The sequence below is a fragment of the Parasedimentitalea nitratireducens genome (assembly GCF_057444295.1).
In genome coordinates this window covers 903,173-921,020 of the sequence record NZ_JBYAXC010000002.1, presented here as the reverse complement: position 1 = coordinate 921,020, position 17,848 = coordinate 903,173, and the positions used below count along the sequence as shown (strand labels likewise).

At 58.3% G+C, this 17,848-nt stretch carries 17 protein-coding genes; 10 read left to right on the top strand and 7 right to left on the bottom strand.

Annotation, left to right across the window (positions count from 1 at the left end; all coding sequences use genetic code 11):
* Nucleotides 1–52: 52 nt before the first annotated feature.
* The 3 genes from AC2T28_RS10235 (at nt 53) to AC2T28_RS10225 (ending at nt 3,592) form a co-directional block, all read left to right on the top strand.
* On the top strand, nt 53–865 hold the full coding sequence (locus AC2T28_RS10235) for a TIGR00282 family metallophosphoesterase (RefSeq protein ID WP_486748871.1): 813 nt from the start codon (nt 53–55) through the stop codon (nt 863–865).
* A gap of 85 nt (nt 866–950) precedes the next feature.
* The gene (locus tag AC2T28_RS10230; protein WP_486748969.1) at nt 951–2,729 is read left to right on the top strand and encodes an SLC13 family permease; all 1,779 of its coding nucleotides are present in this window, start codon (nt 951–953) and stop codon (nt 2,727–2,729) included.
* Nucleotides 2,730–2,833: 104 nt separating this feature from the next.
* Nucleotides 2,834–3,592, top strand: a complete 759-nt coding sequence (locus AC2T28_RS10225) for a YbaY family lipoprotein (RefSeq protein WP_486748870.1) — start codon at nt 2,834–2,836, stop codon at nt 3,590–3,592.
* 69 nt (nt 3,593–3,661) lie between these two features.
* Here AC2T28_RS10225 and AC2T28_RS10220 read toward each other — a convergent pair whose 3' ends face one another.
* Nucleotides 3,662–5,365, bottom strand: coding sequence for an FAD-binding dehydrogenase (locus tag AC2T28_RS10220; protein WP_486748869.1), 1,704 nt, complete (start codon nt 5,363–5,365; stop codon nt 3,662–3,664).
* 46 nt (nt 5,366–5,411) lie between these two features.
* Nucleotides 5,412–7,184 (bottom strand): SLC13 family permease, encoded by a 1,773-nt coding sequence (locus tag AC2T28_RS10215; protein ID WP_486748868.1) that lies wholly within the window; start codon nt 7,182–7,184, stop codon nt 5,412–5,414.
* A 119-nt stretch (nt 7,185–7,303) separates the two neighbouring features.
* On the opposite strand from AC2T28_RS10215, the gene AC2T28_RS10210 reads away from it, so the two are divergent.
* The gene (locus tag AC2T28_RS10210; RefSeq protein WP_486748867.1) at nt 7,304–8,044 is read left to right on the top strand and encodes a YebC/PmpR family DNA-binding transcriptional regulator; all 741 of its coding nucleotides are present in this window, start codon (nt 7,304–7,306) and stop codon (nt 8,042–8,044) included.
* Between the two features lie 70 nt (nt 8,045–8,114).
* On the opposite strand, the gene AC2T28_RS10205 is transcribed toward AC2T28_RS10210, so the two are convergent.
* From AC2T28_RS10205 to AC2T28_RS10195, 3 genes are all read right to left on the bottom strand, one after another.
* Complete coding sequence (locus tag AC2T28_RS10205) at nt 8,115–8,306, bottom strand: peptidyl-tRNA hydrolase (RefSeq protein WP_486748866.1); 192 nt, start codon at nt 8,304–8,306, stop codon at nt 8,115–8,117.
* A gap of 139 nt (nt 8,307–8,445) precedes the next feature.
* On the bottom strand, nt 8,446–9,291 hold the full coding sequence (locus tag AC2T28_RS10200) for a COG3904 family protein (RefSeq protein WP_486748865.1): 846 nt from the start codon (nt 9,289–9,291) through the stop codon (nt 8,446–8,448).
* A 30-nt stretch (nt 9,292–9,321) separates the two neighbouring features.
* A complete protein-coding gene (locus AC2T28_RS10195; RefSeq protein WP_486748864.1) occupies nt 9,322–10,206 on the bottom strand; it encodes a LysR family transcriptional regulator ArgP in 885 nt (294 codons plus the stop codon).
* Nucleotides 10,207–10,295: 89 nt separating this feature from the next.
* Between AC2T28_RS10195 and AC2T28_RS10190 the strand changes: the two genes are divergently transcribed.
* From AC2T28_RS10190 to AC2T28_RS10175, 4 genes are all read left to right on the top strand, one after another.
* Nucleotides 10,296–10,898, top strand: a complete 603-nt coding sequence (locus tag AC2T28_RS10190; RefSeq protein WP_486748863.1) for a LysE/ArgO family amino acid transporter — start codon at nt 10,296–10,298, stop codon at nt 10,896–10,898.
* A gap of 17 nt (nt 10,899–10,915) precedes the next feature.
* Nucleotides 10,916–11,371, top strand: coding sequence for a hypothetical protein (locus tag AC2T28_RS10185; RefSeq protein WP_486748862.1), 456 nt, complete (start codon nt 10,916–10,918; stop codon nt 11,369–11,371).
* An 88-nt stretch (nt 11,372–11,459) separates the two neighbouring features.
* Entirely contained in the window at nt 11,460–12,392 is a 933-nt protein-coding gene (locus AC2T28_RS10180) for a pirin family protein (protein WP_486748861.1), read from the top strand.
* A gap of 136 nt (nt 12,393–12,528) precedes the next feature.
* Nucleotides 12,529–13,434, top strand: a complete 906-nt coding sequence (locus AC2T28_RS10175; RefSeq protein WP_486748860.1) for a DMT family transporter — start codon at nt 12,529–12,531, stop codon at nt 13,432–13,434.
* Between the two features lie 130 nt (nt 13,435–13,564).
* Here the strand turns inward: AC2T28_RS10175 and betI are convergent, their stop codons facing one another.
* Entirely contained in the window at nt 13,565–14,140 is a 576-nt protein-coding gene (gene betI, locus AC2T28_RS10170) for a choline-binding transcriptional repressor BetI (protein WP_486748859.1), read from the bottom strand.
* 161 nt (nt 14,141–14,301) lie between these two features.
* Here betI and betA point away from each other — a divergent pair, with 161 nt between their 5' ends.
* Nucleotides 14,302–15,957, top strand: a complete 1,656-nt coding sequence (betA, locus tag AC2T28_RS10165; protein WP_486748858.1) for a choline dehydrogenase — start codon at nt 14,302–14,304, stop codon at nt 15,955–15,957.
* A 74-nt stretch (nt 15,958–16,031) separates the two neighbouring features.
* A complete protein-coding gene (locus AC2T28_RS10160) occupies nt 16,032–16,271 on the top strand; it encodes an HP1242/YdcH family protein (protein WP_486748857.1) in 240 nt (79 codons plus the stop codon).
* Nucleotides 16,272–16,386: 115 nt separating this feature from the next.
* Here AC2T28_RS10160 and AC2T28_RS10155 read toward each other — a convergent pair whose 3' ends face one another.
* Nucleotides 16,387–17,775, bottom strand: a complete 1,389-nt coding sequence (locus tag AC2T28_RS10155) for a helix-turn-helix domain-containing protein (protein ID WP_486748856.1) — start codon at nt 17,773–17,775, stop codon at nt 16,387–16,389.
* Nucleotides 17,776–17,848 lie beyond the last annotated feature (73 nt).

The window sequence follows — 17,848 nt, the reverse complement described above, 5'->3', positions numbered from 1 at the left end:
GTTTGCAGTAGGGGGTTGTCCTAGCCTCCTACAGTGGCCTAAGGACTGAGATATGAGAATTCTGTTTCTAGGCGATGTGATGGGCCGCGCTGGGCGTAAGGCCATCACCGAGAACCTGCCGCGTTTGCGTGACGAATGGCGGTTGGATTTTGTTGTGGTAAATGGTGAAAATGCCAGCAATGGCATGGGGCTAAGTGGTGATCACGCCAAGGCCCTGCTGGAGGCTGGGGTGGATTGTCTGACCCTGGGCGACCATGCGTTTGACCAAAAGGACATGCTGCAGTTCATCGAGAAAGAACCGCGCATCATCCGCCCCTTGAACTATGCCAAGGGTGCGCCGGGCAAGGGGTATCGTTTGTTCAACGCACCGGGTGGGCGCAAGGTTCTGGTGCTGCAGGCACTGGGGCAGGTGTTTATGAAGCGCGCCTTTGATGATCCGTTTTCGGCCGTTGAAACCGTGCTTAAGGCGCATCCGCGTGGCGGGCTGGCGCAGGCGGTGATTGTTGACATGCACTGCGAAGCCACATCCGAGAAAATGGCGATGGGCCATTTCTGTAATGGTAAGGCGTCTCTGGTGGTGGGAACCCACACCCATGTGCCCACCGGCGATGCGCAGATTCTGGAGGGTGGCACTGGCTATCTGACCGATGCGGGTATGTGTGGCGATTACAATTCGGTGATTGGTATGGAAAAGGCCGAACCGATGCGCCGGTTTATCACCGGTATGCCCAAAAGCCGATTTACCCCGGCCAATGGCGAGGCGACCCTGTCGGGCGTATTTGTGAATACCGATGATCGCACCGGTGCTGCGAAAGAGATCCGCATGATTCGGGCGGGCGGGTTGCTGCAGGCAGCAGCACCATAAACCACAGCGTTCCCGCTGTCTGGGCGCTTGCACCAATTGGCAAAGCGGGTCAGGATAAAGTGCAATGAAGATGACGGACGGTGGCATGAATTTATTGAGTTTTTCGGACACCGGCAGCGCGGTTGCGACCCTTGTCGTTGTTGTTGTTATGTTCATCCTGTTCATGCGCGAGTCCTATCCGGCCGAAGTGGTTGCGATTGGCGGTGCTGCGACGATGCTGGCATTGGGCCTGTTGCCCTATGACGATGCCCTGCATGTGTTGTCGAACCCGGCCCCCTGGACCATTGTGGCGATGTTCATTGTGATGGGCGCGCTGGTGCGCACCGGAGCCTTGCAATGGTTTACCCAATTGGCCGAAGCCCAGGCTGACGCAAGGCCGGCGGTTGCCATTGGCGCACTGATGCTGTTTGTGGTGATTGCCTCGGCTTTTGTGAATAACACGCCAGTTGTTGTGGTGATGATCCCGGTGTTTGTGCAGCTATCGCGAAAACTGAACATCTCGGCCAGTAAGATGCTGATCCCGCTAAGCTATGCGGCTATCTTGGGCGGGACACTGACCCTGATTGGCACCTCGACCAACCTGCTGGTGGATGGTGTGGCACGGGCGCAAGGTCTGCGACCTTTTACCATTTTTGAGATCACACCACTGGCGATCATCCTGGTGATCTGGGGCGCGATCTATCTGCGCTATGTTGCGCCACGCCTGCTGCCGGATCGTTCCAGCATGGCAACGATGTTGTCTGGCAAGCACTCGATGAAGTTTTTTACCGAGGCGGTGATCCCGCCCGAAAGCAACCTGATTGGCCGCGAGGTGACTGGGGTGCAGCTGTTCAAACGCGCTGGCGTGCGCCTTGTTGATGTGATCCGCGGTGATGCCTCGCTGCGGCGCAATCTTGAGGGCGTTGAATTGCAGGTTGGCGATCGGGTTGTTTTACGAACAAAAATGACCGAATTGCTGAGCCTGCAGCGCAACAAGGAATTGAAGCGGGTTGATCAGGTTTCCGCCGTGGAGACATCGACCGTTGAGGTGCTGATTACTCCGGGATGCCGCATGGTGGGCCGGTCGCTGGGCGCACTGCGTCTGCGTCGTCGTTATGGCGTGTATGTCTTGGCGGTACATCGGCGTAACCAAAATATTGGTCAACAGCTAGATGATCTGGTGGTGCGGGTTGGCGACACCCTGCTGCTGGAGGGAGCCGAAAGCGATATTCAACGGCTGGCGGCTGATATGGACATGGTTGATGTCACCAAGCCGTCGGAACGTGCTTATCGCCGCAGCCATGCGCCCATCGCCATTGCCGCGATTGCGGGCATTGTGATCTTGGCTGCACTTGGTGTTGCGCCAATCCTGTTGTTGGCGGTGCTGGCGATGGCGACCGTTTTCCTAACCCGTTGTATCGACAGTGAAGAGGCGTTCTCATTCATTGATGGACGTCTGTTGGCGTTGATCTTTGCCATGCTGGCGGTGGCCACGGCGCTTGAAACCTCGGGTGCAATTGAATTGATTGTGCATGCTTTGGCACCGCTGATTGGAGATTTGCCGCCGTTCTTTATTGTCTGGGCGGTTTACCTGCTGACCTCAGTCTTGTCCGAGCTGATCAACCACGCGGTGGCGGTGGTGCTGACACCGGTAGCGATTGGTCTGGCGTTATCGATGGGGGTTGATCCACGGCCGCTGGTAATTGCCGTGATGGTGGCGGCCAGTGCCACCTTTGCCACTCCGATCAGCTATCAGACCAATATGATGGTCTATGGTCCAGGCGGCTATCGCTTTACTGACTTCATGAGGGTTGGCATCCCATTGAACCTGAGTGTTGGATTGCTGGCATCAGCCCTGATCCCGGTGTTCTGGCCACTGAACTAGCGCGGTCACGCGGCGTATTTATGCCGATCAAATCCGGCGCCTGATGTAATCTCTAATTCAATCCTTAGATGTCTGGGGATTGAGTTTGTTACGAGGCACAGACAATGGATTTCAAAACCGGTTTCATGACCCTGGTGCTTGCGGCGTCCACGGCAATTGCAGGGGTTTCAATGGCTAAGGCTGGAACAGTGGACGGCAGCGTTACCTATTTGCAGCGCATTGCGGTTCCGCCGGGGGCCGATCTTGTGGTTGAGTTGCGCGACGTGTCTCTAGCTGATGTACCCTCCAGATTGCTCGCATCTCAGACCTATGACCTGTCGGGTGTGCCGACTGACTATTCGCTCAGCTTTGACGACGGTGATATCGTTGAAAATCACAGCTATGCTGTGTCGGCTCGGATCACGCTGGATGGAGAACTCCTCTATATTACCGACACCAACTATCCGGTGCTGACCCGGGGTGCCGATGATACCGCAGATATGATTGTCAGACCGATCTCTGCATTGGCACCTGAGAGTGCTGACATGAAACTGGACAATACCAGCTGGACCCTGTTCGAACTAAACGGCACTGCCGTTGAGCTGGGGCGTGATCCTGGGTTTTCTTTCTCAGAAAATGGACAGTTTTCTGCTTCGGGCGGATGTAACCGGTTCATGGGACAAGCCGAGCTGGACGGCAACAAGATCAGCTTCCCGGACAAGATGGCTGGCACAATGATGGCCTGTGTGCCGGGGTTGGATCAGCAGGAACAAGATTTCCTGGCGACCTTGCCATTGGTCAAAACGATTGAGCGACAGGGACCGGTGCTGAAATTGCTGGCTGAAGACGGAACTGTTTTGATAGGGCTGACGCTGAAAGCCTAGGCCCCGCACAAGCCGCAGTTGTTGCTACATGGATTAACCGCCCGCCAACAGGCTGGGCGGTTACTTTGTCTAAGCAATCTCAACTGAGCGCCCAGCGTTGCGCCCCGAGAATATGCACCCGCCCAGAAACGAGCCCTCGAGCGCGTTGTATCCATGATAACCACCGCCGCCAAACCCGGCGGCTTCGCCAACCGCAAACAGACCAGGCACCACTGCGCCATCTTCACCAACTATCTGGCTATCCAGATTGGTCTGCAAACCGCCTAGTGTTTTGCGGGTCAGGATGTTCAGGCGTACCGCGATTAGTGGGCCGTTTCGTGGATCAAGAATGCGGTGTGGCTTGGCGGTGCGGATCAGCCGGTCGCCGCGGTAATTGCGCGCAGCGTGAATGGCGATGATCTGGGCGTCTTTGGCAAAGGGATTGTCGACTTGGCTATCCCGCGCCTCAATCTGTTGGCGCAGGTGGGGCTCGTCCAATGGGACCTCGGCAATCTGATTCATGCCCGCCACCAGTTCGCTCAGGTTATTCGCCACCACAAAATCGGCACCATGCTCTTTGAAGGCCTCGACCGGGCCCGGTGCCCGCCCACGCGACAGCAGGCGCGAGCGGATCACCTCTAGCCATTTGCCCGAGGTCAGGTCCGGGTTTTGCTCGGATCCGGACAGGGCGAATTCCTTTTCGATGATCTTTTGGCTTAGCACAAACCAGCTGTAGCCATGTCCAGTTTTCAGGATCTCTTTAAGCGTCGCCAGCGTATCAAAGCCCGGCAGGCAAGGGGCGGGCAGGCGGTCGCCCTTGGCATCGAACCACATGGATGACGGACCGGGCAGAATGCGAATGCCGTGGTTGGGCCAGATCGGATCCCAGTTACGCAGGCCTTCGCAGTAATGCCACATGCGATCGCCATTGATGACATGGCCGCCGGCGTCTTCCGCGATGGGGATCATGCGGCCATCGACGTGGAACGGGACACCTGACACCATATCCTTGGGCGGGTCACCCAAACGGTCGCGCGGCCAGTTCTTGCGCACCCGCTCCAGATTGCCACCAATCCCGCCCGAGGCCACAATGACCGAGGGCGCATGGGCTTCGAACTCTCCAATGATGTCTCGGTTGGTCTTGGCACCCTGAACCGCATTGTCATCCGCAAGAACTTTCCCAGCTACTCCGGTGGCTGCTCCATTCTGCATCAGAATGCGACTGGCACGATGACGGCTGCGTAGTTCGATTAACCCTGCCTCGATATATGCGCGGACCCGGTTGGCAAAGGGAGAAACCACACCGGGGCCGGTGCCCCAGGTGATATGGAAACGCGGCACCGAGTTGCCGTGACCCTCGGCACTACTGCCGCCACGTTCGGCCCAGCCCACCACTGGGAACCAGCGAAATCCCATGTCATGCAGCCAGGGGCGCATGTCTCCGGCCGCAAATTGCAGATAAGCCTCGGCCCATTTGCGGGGGTAGTGGTCTTCGGGCCGGTCAAATTGCGCGCTGCCCATCCAGTCGCGCCGGGCCAGATCAAGGCTGTCGCGGATGCCCATGCGGCGTTGCTCGGGGGTGTCGACCATGAACAATCCACCCAGGCTCCAATGGGCTTGGCCACCTAGAAAATGCGTGGGCTCCTGGTCCAGCAGGATCACCCGTTTGCCCCGGTCGCCCAATTCAGCGGCGGCCGCCAGACCGGCTAACCCGCTGCCTATGATAATCACATCTGCGCTGTCGCCCATTTCGTGCCCCTCTGATCCGGTTTCAGCCAGCCTAGAGCTGGGCATGGCGTTGGGGCAATCGTTTCGCGAGGTGTCGTCGCGGCAACCGTGGCTACATTGGCCAAAACACCAGGATCGCTGGGATGCTGACTGCCACAATCAAAACCTCTAGGGGCAGGCCAATCCGCCAGTAGTCACCAAACTGATAGCCGCCGGGCCCCAGGATCAGGGTGTTGTTCTTGTGCCCGATGGGGGTGAGGAAGGCCGCCGAGGCCGCAACTGCCACTGCCATCAGAAACGGATCGGCCGAGACCTGCAACGTATTGGCCATCTGGATACCGACCGGTGCTGCCACAATTGTGGTGGCGGTGTTGTTCAGCACATCTGACAGGGACATGGTCACCACCATCAGTACCGTCAAAATGGCCCAGGCGGGCAGGCCCTGGGTCAGCCCGATCAGGGCATCGGCAATTAGCGCAGTACCACCAGAACTTTCCAGCGCGGCGCCCAGTGGGATCATGGACCCCAGCAAAACCACCACCGGCCACTCAATGTGATCATAGATCTCGGCCACCGGCAGGATTTTGGTCAGCACATAGCCTATCACCACCAGACCCAACGCCACAGGCAGATACAGCAGTCCAACCGAGGCCGCCAATACGGCGGCAGCAAACATGGCAATGGCCAGCCAAGTCTTGTCATTGGCGGTAACAGCGAGGCCACGTTGGGCCAAGGGCAGGCAACCCAGCCATTCGGTGACATCTGTCGCTTGGTTGCGGGGGCAGAGCAGCAGCAGGATATCACCTGCCTCAATCTCGGTCTGGCGGATGTGGTGGGTGATCTGGCGACCTTGGCGCGACAGGCCCATCAGCACCGTGCTTTGCCGCCAGGCCAGCCCCATGGATTGGGCTGTGCGCCCGGTAATGCGGGCGGTTTCTGGCACCACAACCTCGACAATTTCCAGGCCTTCTCCTTCAGCGGTTAGCTTTTCCTGCCGGGCTTGATCGGAAAAATCCAGCGACAGCGCGGTGCGGAACTCGTCTAGTGCTTCGGGGGTTGCTTCAAGAACCAGCGCGTCTCCGGCCAGCAGGTGAGAGCCTGCGGCCCGGCCATACCGCCGCCGCCCCTCACGGATCAGGCCAAGAATGGCCACATCCGCCTTCTCGGCTTCATCGTCCAGCTCTCCCAGCCGTTGACCGATCAGGGTCGAGCCGTCTGGCACTGTCAGCTCGGCAATGTACTGCGCCAGTTGCGCCTCGGCAGATCCTGCGTCATCGCGGGACGGGATCAAACGCCAGCCAACCAGCGCAACAAAGGCTAGCCCAGCAATCGCAGCGATACCGCCCACCGGGGCAAAATCGAACATGTGAAACGGCTCACCAAAATTTTCGGCACGGATGGCGGCGATGATGATATTGGGAGGCGTGCCGATCAGCGTCACCATGCCGCCCAGGATGGTGGCAAATGACAGCGGCATCAGGCTAAGCCCCGGTGAGCGGCCCGCCTTGCGGGCGGTTTGGATGTCCACCGGCATCAGCAGGGCCAGCGCAGCAACGTTGTTCATAAACGCCGACAACACCGCGCCGATCCCACCCATCAGTGCGATGTGGCTGCCCAGCCCGCGCGAGGCATCCACAAGTGTGCGGGTGATCAGGAACACGGCGCCGGACCGGACCAAGCCAGCCGAGACAATCAGCACCAGTGCCACCACCAGAGTGGCCGGGTGGCCAAAGCCCGAAAAGGCATCTTTGGTTGGCACCACGCCCAGCACCACGCCAGCCATCAGCGCAGCAAAGGCCACAAGATCATAGCGATACCGCCCCCAGACCAGCAGAGCAAATACGGTGGCGAAGAGCGAAAATAATATGGTTTGATCTAATGTCATAGGGGCACTTTAGACGCTGGAGGGGCTGGAACAAGCACGGATCGCCCAGCAGTGCTTGAAAGCCATGCCCTGTCGGGGCTATATGTGCGCCAAACATGTAATCAGCATAGGGATGGACCATGGCAGGCCACTCAAAATGGGCAAACATCCAGCACCGTAAAGGTCGCCAGGACGCCGTTCGCTCGAAACTGTTCTCGAAACTCTCGAAAGAAATCACCGTAGCCGCCAAAATGGGCGACCCGGATCCTGAGAAAAACCCACGTCTGCGTATGGCTGTCAAAGAAGCCAAGTCGCAATCCGTGCCCAAGGATGTGATCGACCGCGCGATCAAGAAATCAGCCGCCGGTGAAGGCGACGATTACGAAGAAGTGCGCTATGAGGGCTATGGCCCGAACGGCGTTGCTGTCATCGTTGAGGCAATGACCGACAATCGCAACCGCACCGCATCTACCGTGCGTTCCACCTTCTCTAAGAACGGTGGCAATCTGGGCGAAACCGGCTCGGTTGGTTTCATGTTCGACCGCAAGGGCGAAGTGACCTATGGCGCTTCGGTGGGCGATGCGGATGCTGTTTTTGAAGCCGCTATCGAAGCGGGTGCCGAAGATGTGGAAAGCTCGGACGAGGGCCACACCATCTATTGCGAAGACACCGATCTGAACGAGGTGTCAAACGCGCTGGAAGCAGCTTTGGGCGAATCTGAAAGCACCAAGCTGGTGTGGAAGCCAACCACCACCACCGAGATGGATCTGGTTGCGATGGAAAAGCTGATGAAGCTGGTGGATGCATTGGAAGATGACGATGACATTCAGCGTGTCACCACCAACTTCGAGGCCTCGGACGAGGTGATGGAGCAGCTGTAAAAGCCGCTTCATGTAAATGATTTAAGGCCTGCCAATTGGCGGGCCTTTTTTATGCGCAAGTGAGTTGCCTTTAGGGGCTGTATGCGGGCTGCGAGGCGGAACCGTCAAATCTCAGATACTCGGGCGAGATCAGTGCACGGGCGACTGGATCTGATATGGACTCCCCCTGAAACACCGGCCTATTGAAATCAAAGCCCTTCAATAGCCGAAACAGCATGCGCCGCCGCAAAGCGACCTCTTCGTACTCTAGTCCGTCTAGCATTGTGTCGGGTCCCCACGTCTTCGCAAGACGTTAAGGTGCCAGACAAGTGCAAAGATTAGGTTTCAGAATTCATCTGCATGGTTCTAAAAATTTACGATATTTTATTGGGAAAAATGGCGCGTTTGGCTCGGCTCGACAGCTATTGCGTTAGCAATCCGGCCTCTAAGGCCTCTTGGCGGCTGGGGTGCCACAGTTCATTGCTGGGTTCATCAAACATCTTTGCCAAAAAGGCTTCACTCACGCCTTGGCCGCGGAAGAAACTGCGGTCTTTGTCCTGTTCCTTTTGCAGGTCAAGGTTTGGCAGGGCTGATCCAAATTCAAGCGCATAGCTGTGGAAGCCTAGTTGGGCGCCAGCAGCCAGCTGTCTGTCTTGTCCGGCGATGAACAATAGGGTGCAGGCTGAACTGCAGTCCTCGGTTGCAATGGTGTTCAGGCCTGTGTTGCGGATCAACTGGGCAAAGCCGCGTGCCTCATAGATGTGGCCACCGGCACCGGCTAAGCTGACCGCGACCAATTGGGGATTTGTGGCTAGCAAGGCCTGTGTCCGTTTGGTCAGGCCAAAGGTGATGGTACCGCTGAAGTGCAGGATCTGTTTGTCTTCGGACAGTGAAAGCTCATAGCTGGCGGCGTGTTCGCGGTCCATGCGGTCGGTGAACAGTTCCGGGTTGTCAGGCTGGCTGGCAAATAGAAATGCCCCCCACCACAGCGAGAGCGACGCAAAGCCGCCAACAAGGACCGCCAGATAGCCGCCCCAAACCGGGGCCATATTGCCGGTGCTGCGCAGATGATCATCAGCGCTGGCCTGAAATCGCAGGAACTGCCAGATGAATAGCGCAGCATCTGCCGCCAGCAGGGTGTAGAGCAGCGGGACCGGGGTTTTGAGTAAAGAGCCGAGGGCCGCCAATAGCGCCAACACCATAAGGCGTGGCAGAACAAGGTGCAGACAGAAGCTGCTAAATAGGGGGCGCACGGTTTGGGTGGTCATGCCGCAGCTTGGCGGATCTGGTGCTGTGGATCAAGCCTGCACCAATTGCCGTCGCCCCGAGGCCAGTACCGCACGGGTGACTTCGGCCAGCGCCGGGGCCATGACCCGGCTGACTTGCCAGGTGAGCGGCACGGATAGCTCGGTTTTTGGTAGCAGCGGCACCAGTTCACCACTCTGCAACAAGGGGGCAACCAGATGCAGCGGGTTCATACCCCAGCCCATCCCAGCCAGCGCCGCATCCACAAAGGCATGGGTAGAGGGGATAAAATGCGCAGGCGGCGACAGGTTGGGCGCGACATTGAGATCCAGCCACCGACGTTGCAGAGCGTCCTTGGCATTGAAGACCAGACAGGGGGCTTGCCTAGCGGTGTTTGGTGTCACACCATCTGGGAAGTAGCGCGCCACGTAGGCCGGACTGGCGCAGGCGACATATTGAAAGGCTCCCAAGGTGTGGGCATCGCAGCCGGTGACAGGCCGGTCATGGGCGGTGATCGCCGCTGAAACCTCGCCGCGTTTCAACCAATTGGCGCTGTGGTCCTGATCGTCGATCACCAAATCGAACATGACGCCGTCCACCGCCGCCATCGCCTCGACAAACCAAGTGGCCAGACTGTCGGCGTTCACCGCCACCTTGAGCCGCGCAGTGCTGCCCGATGTGTCCAGCGACAGGGTTCGGGTCAGTTGCGCCTCAAGCAGGCCAATGTCCTCGGCATGTTTGGCAATACGGACCCCGGCCTCAGTCCCGGTACAGGGCGGGCCGCGCCGTATCAGTGTGGTGCCGGTTTGGTCCTCTAGTGCCTTGACCCGTTGCGATATGGCCGAAGGTGTCACCGACAGCGCCGCTGCGGCCCCCTCAAAACTGCCAAGGCGCAGAACCTGTGACAGGGCCTCTAGCTGATTGGGGTGAAAGTGCATTAGCAAAACTTAATCTGGGTTATGATCTTTAATTGGATTACGCTGATGCAGCGGTGTAGTCAAACCTCAACACGAAAAGAGGACCAGACATGCCGCCTAGTTTATTCGCCGGATTTGCCCTTGGCTTTAGCCTGATCATGGCCATCGGCTCACAAAATGCCTTTGTTCTGCGGCAGGGGCTGCGGCGGCAACATGTGTTCTGGATCTGTCTGACCTGCGCCACGTCGGACGCGATACTGATTACAGCGGGTGTGATGGGGTTTGGCGCGCTGATCTCGGCCAATGAATGGGTGTTGACCCTGGTGCTTTATGCCGGAGCAGCGTTCTTGTTTGTCTATGGTGCGATGAACTTCAAGGCGGCTTTTACAGGGGGCGGCAAGCTGGAGGATAAGGGGCGCACAGCAGGCAGCCTGGTAGCGGCCTTTACAACCTGTTTGCTGCTGACCTGGGCCAATCCGCATGTCTATTTGGATACGGTGATCCTGCTGGGCGGGATTTCGGCGCAATATGATCCGTCTTGGGCCTTTGGTCTTGGCGCGGCCATCGCAAGTTTTACATTTTTCTTCAGCCTCGGCTTTGGCGCGCAACTGTTGCAACCGTTGTTCACCAGCCCACGGGCCTGGCAGGCTCTGGACGGTTTGGTTGGCTTGACTATGTGGGCTATCGCGCTCAGTTTGTTGTTGAAAGTTTGATTGAGACGGGGCTGAGAATGCTAAAGAAATTACTGGCAACTATCGCCGCGATGACCCTTCCTGCAAGTGTTTGGGCAGATTGCACACCGTTTGAATCCGATGCGTCGATTGCGGAGAACCAATGGCTGGTCATCTGGCAGGATGACGAACCATATGCGGTGAGCAAAACGCACACCTCTGCAAAACTGCCTCTGTTCATGCACTCGCCGTCCAAGCCGCAGTTGCTGCATTTTGATCTACCCGTCGCAGGCAAGCCAAACGTGGCGAGGCTGGTCTATTACGCGGGCTCGCCTGGCACCTCGGTCTTGGTGCCGATTGTAGAGCAAGTGGTTTTTGATCTTGCCAATGGTGGCAAAGAGATCCTGCGCGGCATCTATAGTGAAGACTGCGAGCGCGTGGAGTGGAGCTGGAGCAAGGACATGATTGCGGTGGATGACCCTATTATGGGGTATCAGGAAGCCAAGCTTCCGTGAGCCTGCGCACATGAGATGTGATTGCGTGATGGGTTTGTGCATCAGCTAAAAGCTCATATCTTCTTGGTAGCAAAGCAAGGAGACCATCATGAGCTGGAACCCAAGCCTGGAACCGCAATGCCCGGATGCGGGCAATCTGGATGATATCGAGACGGTGATTATCCCACGCGCCCGCGATCTTGGCGGGTTTGAAGTGCGCCGCGCCCTGCCAGCGCCACGCAGACAAATGGTGGGGCCCTTTATCTTCTTTGATCAGGCGGGCCCGGCTGAATTTCTGACCGGGCAGGGGATTGATGTGCGACCGCACCCCCATATCGGGCTGGGCACTGTGACCTATCTATACGACGGCGAGTTTGAGCATCGCGACAGTCTGGGCACCCATCAGATGATCTATCCGGGTGAGGTGAACTGGATGGTGGCGGGCCAAGGTGTGACCCATTCCGAGCGTACTTCGGCGGCAACCCGGCGCGGTGAAAGCAAACTGTTTGGCATCCAGACCTGGATTGCGCTGCCCGACAGCCACGAGGACACACCGGCCAGCTTTGAACATCACGGCAAAGGAGCGCTGCCGCTGCTGGAAGGTGAAGGCAAAGAGGTGCGGCTGATCTTGGGCACGGCTTGGGGAGAGACAGCGCCTGCGACGATGTATTCGGAAACCTTCTATGCAGATGTGGTCTTACAGCCCGGCGCCAAGCTGCCGCTCCCTGATGATCACGAGGATCGCGGACTGTATATCACCCAGGGTTCGGTAGAAATTGCAGGGGACACCTTTGAAGCCGGTCGGATGATGGTGTTTCGCCCCGGTGATGCGATCACGGTGACGGCAGGACCACAGGGTGCGCGTTTGATGGCGCTGGGCGGTGAGACGATGAATGGGCCGCGCCATATCTGGTGGAACTTCGTTGCCTCCTCCAAGGAGAAGATCGAAGAGGCCAAAGCGGCCTGGGCTGCTGGAGACTGGGAGCAGGGGCGGTTTCAACTGCCGCCGGGTGACGATCAGGAGTTTATTCCACTGCCCTGAGCAAAAGGCTTTGCAGGGTAAAACAGCACCGCCGCCCACCCCTGTTCCGCCCTGCAAAGCCGGGTGGTGCGTGGTTTCGAAAATGATTGCCATGTGAAGGGTTGTCACGTCGGCTGTTTGGGTGTTGGGTCCGGATATGACACAGAATCCCCAATATCAGCCTGTGATGGGCGTTGTCTGGATGCTGCTGACGGGGTTGTGCTTTGTCGCGGTGACGGCCTTGGTGAAATATCTCGGTACCCGTATTCCGCCCGCTGAATCCGCCTTTTTGCGCTATCTGCTGGGGCTGGTTTTTCTGGTGCCGATGCTGGGCGCGGTGCGCCGCACCAATCTGACACCTAAACTGTGGGGGCTGTTTGCCGGTCGCGGCTTGGTGCACTCATTGGGTGTGATCTTGTGGTTTTACGCGATGACCCAGATCCCGTTGGCCGAGGTCACGGCGATGAATTACCTGTCACCGGTCTATGTGACGCTGGGTGCAGCCCTGTTTCTGGGCGAACGTCTGGCCCTGCGCCGGGTTGGTGCGATTGTGGCGGCTTTGATCGGCGCGCTGATCATCCTGCGGCCTGGATTTCGCGAAGTCTCACCGGGGCACATCGCCATGTTGTTTACTGCCATGGCCTTTGGTGCGTCATATCTGCTGGCCAAATTCACCGTGGATGGCACCAACCCCACGGTGGTGGTGGCGATGTTGTCGATCTGGGTGACGGTTGGGCTGACGCCTTTTGCCATTGCGGTCTGGGTGACGCCGACACTGGGTGAGGTTGCGATCCTGTTTGGCGTGGCCTGTTTTGCCACAGCGGGGCATTATGCGATGACGCTGGCCTTTGCTGCAGCCCCGATGACGGTGACCCAACCGGTGACGTTTCTGCAACTGGTCTGGGCTACGGCGCTGGGCGCACTGGTTTTTGCCGAGCCGGTGGATATCTGGGTTGTTTGTGGAGGCGGGCTAATTTTGGCGGCGGTGAGTTTTATAACCTGGCGCGAAGCTGTGCTGAAACGCCGTGCCATCACACCACCGGATATGGCGACCAAAGTTTAGAACCTGTTGAACAGGGCTTGAAACACTAAGGGCAGTGCCGGCCGAGGTGGGGGCAAAGCACCCGCCGTGGGGGCGGGCGGGTGCTGCCCGGCGTTCCGCCGGACGAAACAGTTCTAGGAAACGAACCAAGTCAAGATAACACCAGGTCCACAACCCGGTGCGCCGCCGTTCGTGCAATTCGTGGATCCAACGGGCGCTCAGACAAGGCGGCCTGCAACCAGGCCCCGTCCATATAGCTTTGCAGGGCTTGGCGCGCGGTTTCGATTTCTTCGGCAGGCAGTAGGCGACGCAATTCAGCGCGGAAATGGCTGCGTACGCGCGCGCGGTTCAGGTGGTGCAGACGGGCGAGATGCTTGGAGTAGGGCGCATTGGCCCAGAATTGCATCCAGATGCTGCATTGCTCGACCGTGAACAGCTGATCCGAAAAATTGGCATCCATCACCGCATAAAGACGCTCGGTTGGAGTTTCGGCCCGGCCATAGCCGTTGATCATTGCGGCCTGCAGTTTACGCAAAAGATGGCGCATGGTGGCTTCCATCAGGCCTTCTTTGGAGCCAAAATAATAATTGATTGAGGCCGCCGAAGCCCCGGCCACCTGGGCAATATCTGCCATGGTTACAGCGCCATAGCCGTGTTTATGCACGGCGATGATGGTGGCCTCAATCAGCTCTTCATTACGAATATCACGAATACGTTTTCTGCTCATGCCGCATGATTGCCGAGCTGGCCCGGGGTTGCAACTCTTGTTGTTTGGAACAAGAAAAACTTGTATAGCCATTTAAAAAACGGTTTTAGTAGTCAATAAGCGCTTCGAAGCGGGCATGATGGGCTGTCTGCGATTAGGCTGAGCGCGGCTGGAGAGACAAGATGAACGCGGATTATGTGGTTGTTGGGGCCGGTTCGGCTGGCTGTGCGCTGGCCTATCGGCTGAGCGAGGCTGGTCATCAGGTGCAGGTGATCGAGCACGGCGGCAGTGATGTCGGGCCGTTTATCCAAATGCCGGCGGCCCTGAGCTACCCGATGAATATGGGGATGTACGACTGGGGATACAAAACACTGCCCGAGCCACATCTGGGTGGGCGGCAACTGGTGACGCCGCGCGGCAAGGTGGTTGGCGGATCGTCTTCTATCAACGGCATGGTTTATGTGCGTGGTCACGCGGGCGACTATGACCACTGGGCCAAAAGCGGCGCGCAGGGCTGGAGCTATGCCGATGTACTGCCCTATTTCAAACGGATGGAAACCTGGCACGACGGCGGCCACGGGGGCGATTCTGACTGGCGCGGCGGCGACGGCCCGCTGCATGTGTCGCGTGGTCCGCGTAACAATCCGCTGCACAACGCCTTTGTCGAGGCTGGGCGTCAGGCCGGGTATCCGGTGACGGATGACTACAACGGTCACCAGCAAGAGGGTTTTGGCCCGATGGAGCAGACGGTCTACAAGGGCCGTCGTTGGTCTGCGGCCAATGCCTATTTGAAGCCCGCACTTAAACGGGAAAACTGCTCGCTGACCCGTGCCTTTGTGCGCCGCGTGGTGATCGAGGAAGGCCGTGCTGTTGGGGTTGAGGTTGAGAAGGGCGGTAAGATTGAGGTGATCCGTGCCAACCGCGAGGTCATTATCTCTGCCAGCTCGCTGAACTCGCCCAAGATCCTGATGCTTTCTGGTATTGGACCTGCGAAACATCTGGCGGAACATGGGATTGATGTAGTCGCAGACCGTCCCGGCGTGGGGCAGAACCTGCAAGATCATCTGGAACTTTATCTGCAAATGGCCTGTTCCCAGCCAATCACCCTGTTCAAACACTGGAACCTGTTCAGCAAGGCGATGATCGGGGCGCAGTGGCTGTTCACCAAGACCGGTCTTGGTGCGTCAAACCAATTTGAATCGGCTGCCTTTATCCGCTCGCAGGCGGGGGTGGATTACCCGGATATCCAATATCACTTCCTGCCAATGGCTGTGCGTTATGATGGCAAGGCCGCAGCCGAGGGGCACGGGTTCCAGGCGCATGTAGGGCCGATGCGCTCGCCCTCGCGCGGCGAGGTGACGCTGGCCAGCAGTGACCCCAAGGATGCGCCGAACATCCTGTTTAACTACATGTCGCACGAACAAGACTGGCAGGACTTCCGCCGCTGCATCCGCCTGACCCGCGAGATCTTTGAGCAGGATGCCTTCAAGCCATTTGTGAAAAGCGAGATCCAACCGGGTGTTGATATGCAAAGCGATGATGAGCTGGACAGTTTCATTCGCGAACATGTCGAAAGTGCGTTCCATCCCTGTGGCACCTGTAAGATGGGCGCAGCAGATGACAAGACCTCGGTGGTCGATCCCGAATGCCGTGTCATCGGGGTGGAGGGGCTGCGGGTTGCCGACAGCTCGATCTTCCCGCGCGTGACCAATGGCAACCTGAATGGGCCGTCGATCATGACTGGGGAAAAGGCTGCGGATCATATTTTGGGGCGCCAGTTGCCTGCCTCTAATGCCGAGCCGTGGTTCCACCCTGAATGGCAGGAAATGCAGCGGTGATTTGATCCCGGTCAAAGTGTCCGAGTCGTAGCTGAACTAGCCTGTGTTCGACCCAAGAAATAAGGAGCGAACACATGGCAAATACCCCGCATGAATTGGCCGAGGAATTCCCGGATAAGGTTGGTGAAATCAGCACGCTGAAGCAATCGGATGCGCATTTTGCCAAGCTGGCGGATGAGTATCACGAGGTGAACCGTGCGGTACACCGGGCTGAGACAAATGTGGAGCCGGTTGCAGATCTGGCCGAAGTGGACCTGCGCAAAACGCGGGCTGCTCTAAAGGATGAGATCTGGGGTATTTTGTCTAAGGCTTAGATAGGGACAACATGGGCTGTGGCGCATCGCGGCACGGCCCGCGCCAGACCTGGAAGGAGCTTTGCACCTCCCCAAGGTCAGGCACGTGCCTTGGCCGAACAGAAAATCGTCCGCGTTAACTCACTTCATAAGGCAAAACGCCACGTGTATTGGTGTTGATGGTCAGCCGCCGTTCCAGCGGTGGAACCGATCGTTGATGGCAATGCTGGCGTTCGCAAATGCGACAGGAAATCCCAATCGGTTCATAAGCGCTCTCGTTATCTACCCCCATGTTGTCGGCATAGACAATCGAATCCGCATGGCGCACCTCGCAGCCCAGAGCAATGGCGTAGCGCTGCACGGGGGAGCCAAAAGAGCCGCCGGGTTTTGAGACATCCCGCGCCAGTGAGATATAGCGCACGCCGTCTGGGGTTTCGGCCAGCTGGCGCAGAAATCGGCCTGGGGTTTCAAAGGCGCGGTGGACATTCCACAGCGGGCAGGCGCCACCAAAGCGGGCAAATTGCAGCCGCGTGGCCGAGTGGCGCTTGGTAATTGTCCCGGCCTGATCCACCCGCACAAAGAAAAACGGAATACCCTTGGCGCCGGGGCGTTGCAGTGTCGACAAACGGTGTGCGACCTGTTCGATCGAGGCGCCAAACCGGGTCGATAGCAGCTCCAGATCGTGGCGACACTCCTGTGCAGCGGCCAGAAACGCGCCATAGGGCATTAGGGCCGCTCCAGCGAAGTAATTCGCCAGGCCGATCTTGGCGATCGATCGGGCCTCGTCGCTGTTGAAGCGGGCAAAATCCAGCGTGGCCTCCAGGAGCTTGTTCTGGCGCAACAGAGCCACCTGCAGCAACAGTTGAAACACCTGCGTTTGCGGCACGGAGCGGTTTGACAGGTGCAAGGTGCGGCTGTCGCTGTCATAGTGGCGCAAGCTGTCCAGGTTGCTTTCCTGAACGGTGATGCCGGCGGCCTTGAGTGCTGAAATTGCAGCCTTGCGGCCATCGCCGACATTGGCGAACTTCTCAGCCGCGCGATCCACCGCATCAATGTAGTTGTCGCAATAGTGAAAAAAGTCACGCACCTCTTCCCAGGGGCTGGCCTGAATGCGTGAATCCTCGCGCCCCAAGGCCTCGTCGAGCGAGGCCAGACGTTCGTGGGTTTGGCGGTAGGCACGGTGCAGCTCGAGAAAGGCGCGGGCGAGCGCTGGGGCGTTTGACGCGGTTAGGCGCAGATCTGCCAGCGGCGGGGCATCATCGGCAAAGACCGGATCGGCCAAAGCCTCGCGCATGTCGCTGACCAGGCGTTCACTGTCGCCGGTGCTCAGCTCGGTGACATCCAGACCAAATTCCTGCGCCAGTGCCAGTACCACCGTGGTGCTGACGGGGCGATTGTTGTTCTCCATCTGGTTCAGATAGGGCAGCGACACGCCAAGTTTTGCGGCAAAGTCCTTTTGCGTCAGCGCCAGCCGGGTGCGCATCTCGCGCAGCTTGGCACCGGCATAGAGTTTTTGAGGGGCCATAAAGCTGCCTTTGCAAATCCGAGTTGTGCGAACTGTAGAATTGCAAAGTCGACGCCGCAAGGGGCAGGGCGTC

Excerpts from the sequence above, each read along its gene's own strand:
- AC2T28_RS10160 (WP_486748857.1), top strand. The coding sequence starts at position 16,032 with ATGGCAAATACCCCGCATGAATTGGCCGAGGAATTCCCGGATAAGGTT.
- AC2T28_RS10195 (WP_486748864.1), bottom strand. The coding sequence starts at position 10,206 with ATGCACTTTCACCCCAATCAGCTAGAGGCCCTGTCACAGGTTCTGCGC.
- AC2T28_RS10190 (WP_486748863.1), top strand. The coding sequence starts at position 10,296 with ATGCCGCCTAGTTTATTCGCCGGATTTGCCCTTGGCTTTAGCCTGATC.
- AC2T28_RS10220 (WP_486748869.1), bottom strand. The coding sequence starts at position 5,365 with ATGCCCAGCTCTAGGCTGGCTGAAACCGGATCAGAGGGGCACGAAATG.
- AC2T28_RS10180 (WP_486748861.1), top strand. The coding sequence starts at position 11,460 with ATGAGCTGGAACCCAAGCCTGGAACCGCAATGCCCGGATGCGGGCAAT.
- AC2T28_RS10210 (WP_486748867.1), top strand. The coding sequence starts at position 7,304 with ATGGCAGGCCACTCAAAATGGGCAAACATCCAGCACCGTAAAGGTCGC.
- betI (WP_486748859.1), bottom strand. The coding sequence starts at position 14,140 with ATGAGCAGAAAACGTATTCGTGATATTCGTAATGAAGAGCTGATTGAG.
- AC2T28_RS10235 (WP_486748871.1), top strand. The coding sequence starts at position 53 with ATGAGAATTCTGTTTCTAGGCGATGTGATGGGCCGCGCTGGGCGTAAG.
- AC2T28_RS10205 (WP_486748866.1), bottom strand. The coding sequence starts at position 8,306 with ATGCTAGACGGACTAGAGTACGAAGAGGTCGCTTTGCGGCGGCGCATG.
- betA (WP_486748858.1), top strand. The coding sequence starts at position 14,302 with ATGAACGCGGATTATGTGGTTGTTGGGGCCGGTTCGGCTGGCTGTGCG.
- AC2T28_RS10155 (WP_486748856.1), bottom strand. The coding sequence starts at position 17,775 with ATGGCCCCTCAAAAACTCTATGCCGGTGCCAAGCTGCGCGAGATGCGC.
- AC2T28_RS10215 (WP_486748868.1), bottom strand. The coding sequence starts at position 7,184 with ATGACATTAGATCAAACCATATTATTTTCGCTCTTCGCCACCGTATTT.
- AC2T28_RS10175 (WP_486748860.1), top strand. The coding sequence starts at position 12,529 with ATGACACAGAATCCCCAATATCAGCCTGTGATGGGCGTTGTCTGGATG.
- AC2T28_RS10200 (WP_486748865.1), bottom strand. The coding sequence starts at position 9,291 with ATGACCACCCAAACCGTGCGCCCCCTATTTAGCAGCTTCTGTCTGCAC.
- AC2T28_RS10230 (WP_486748969.1), top strand. The coding sequence starts at position 951 with ATGAATTTATTGAGTTTTTCGGACACCGGCAGCGCGGTTGCGACCCTT.
- AC2T28_RS10185 (WP_486748862.1), top strand. The coding sequence starts at position 10,916 with ATGCTAAAGAAATTACTGGCAACTATCGCCGCGATGACCCTTCCTGCA.
- AC2T28_RS10225 (WP_486748870.1), top strand. The coding sequence starts at position 2,834 with ATGGATTTCAAAACCGGTTTCATGACCCTGGTGCTTGCGGCGTCCACG.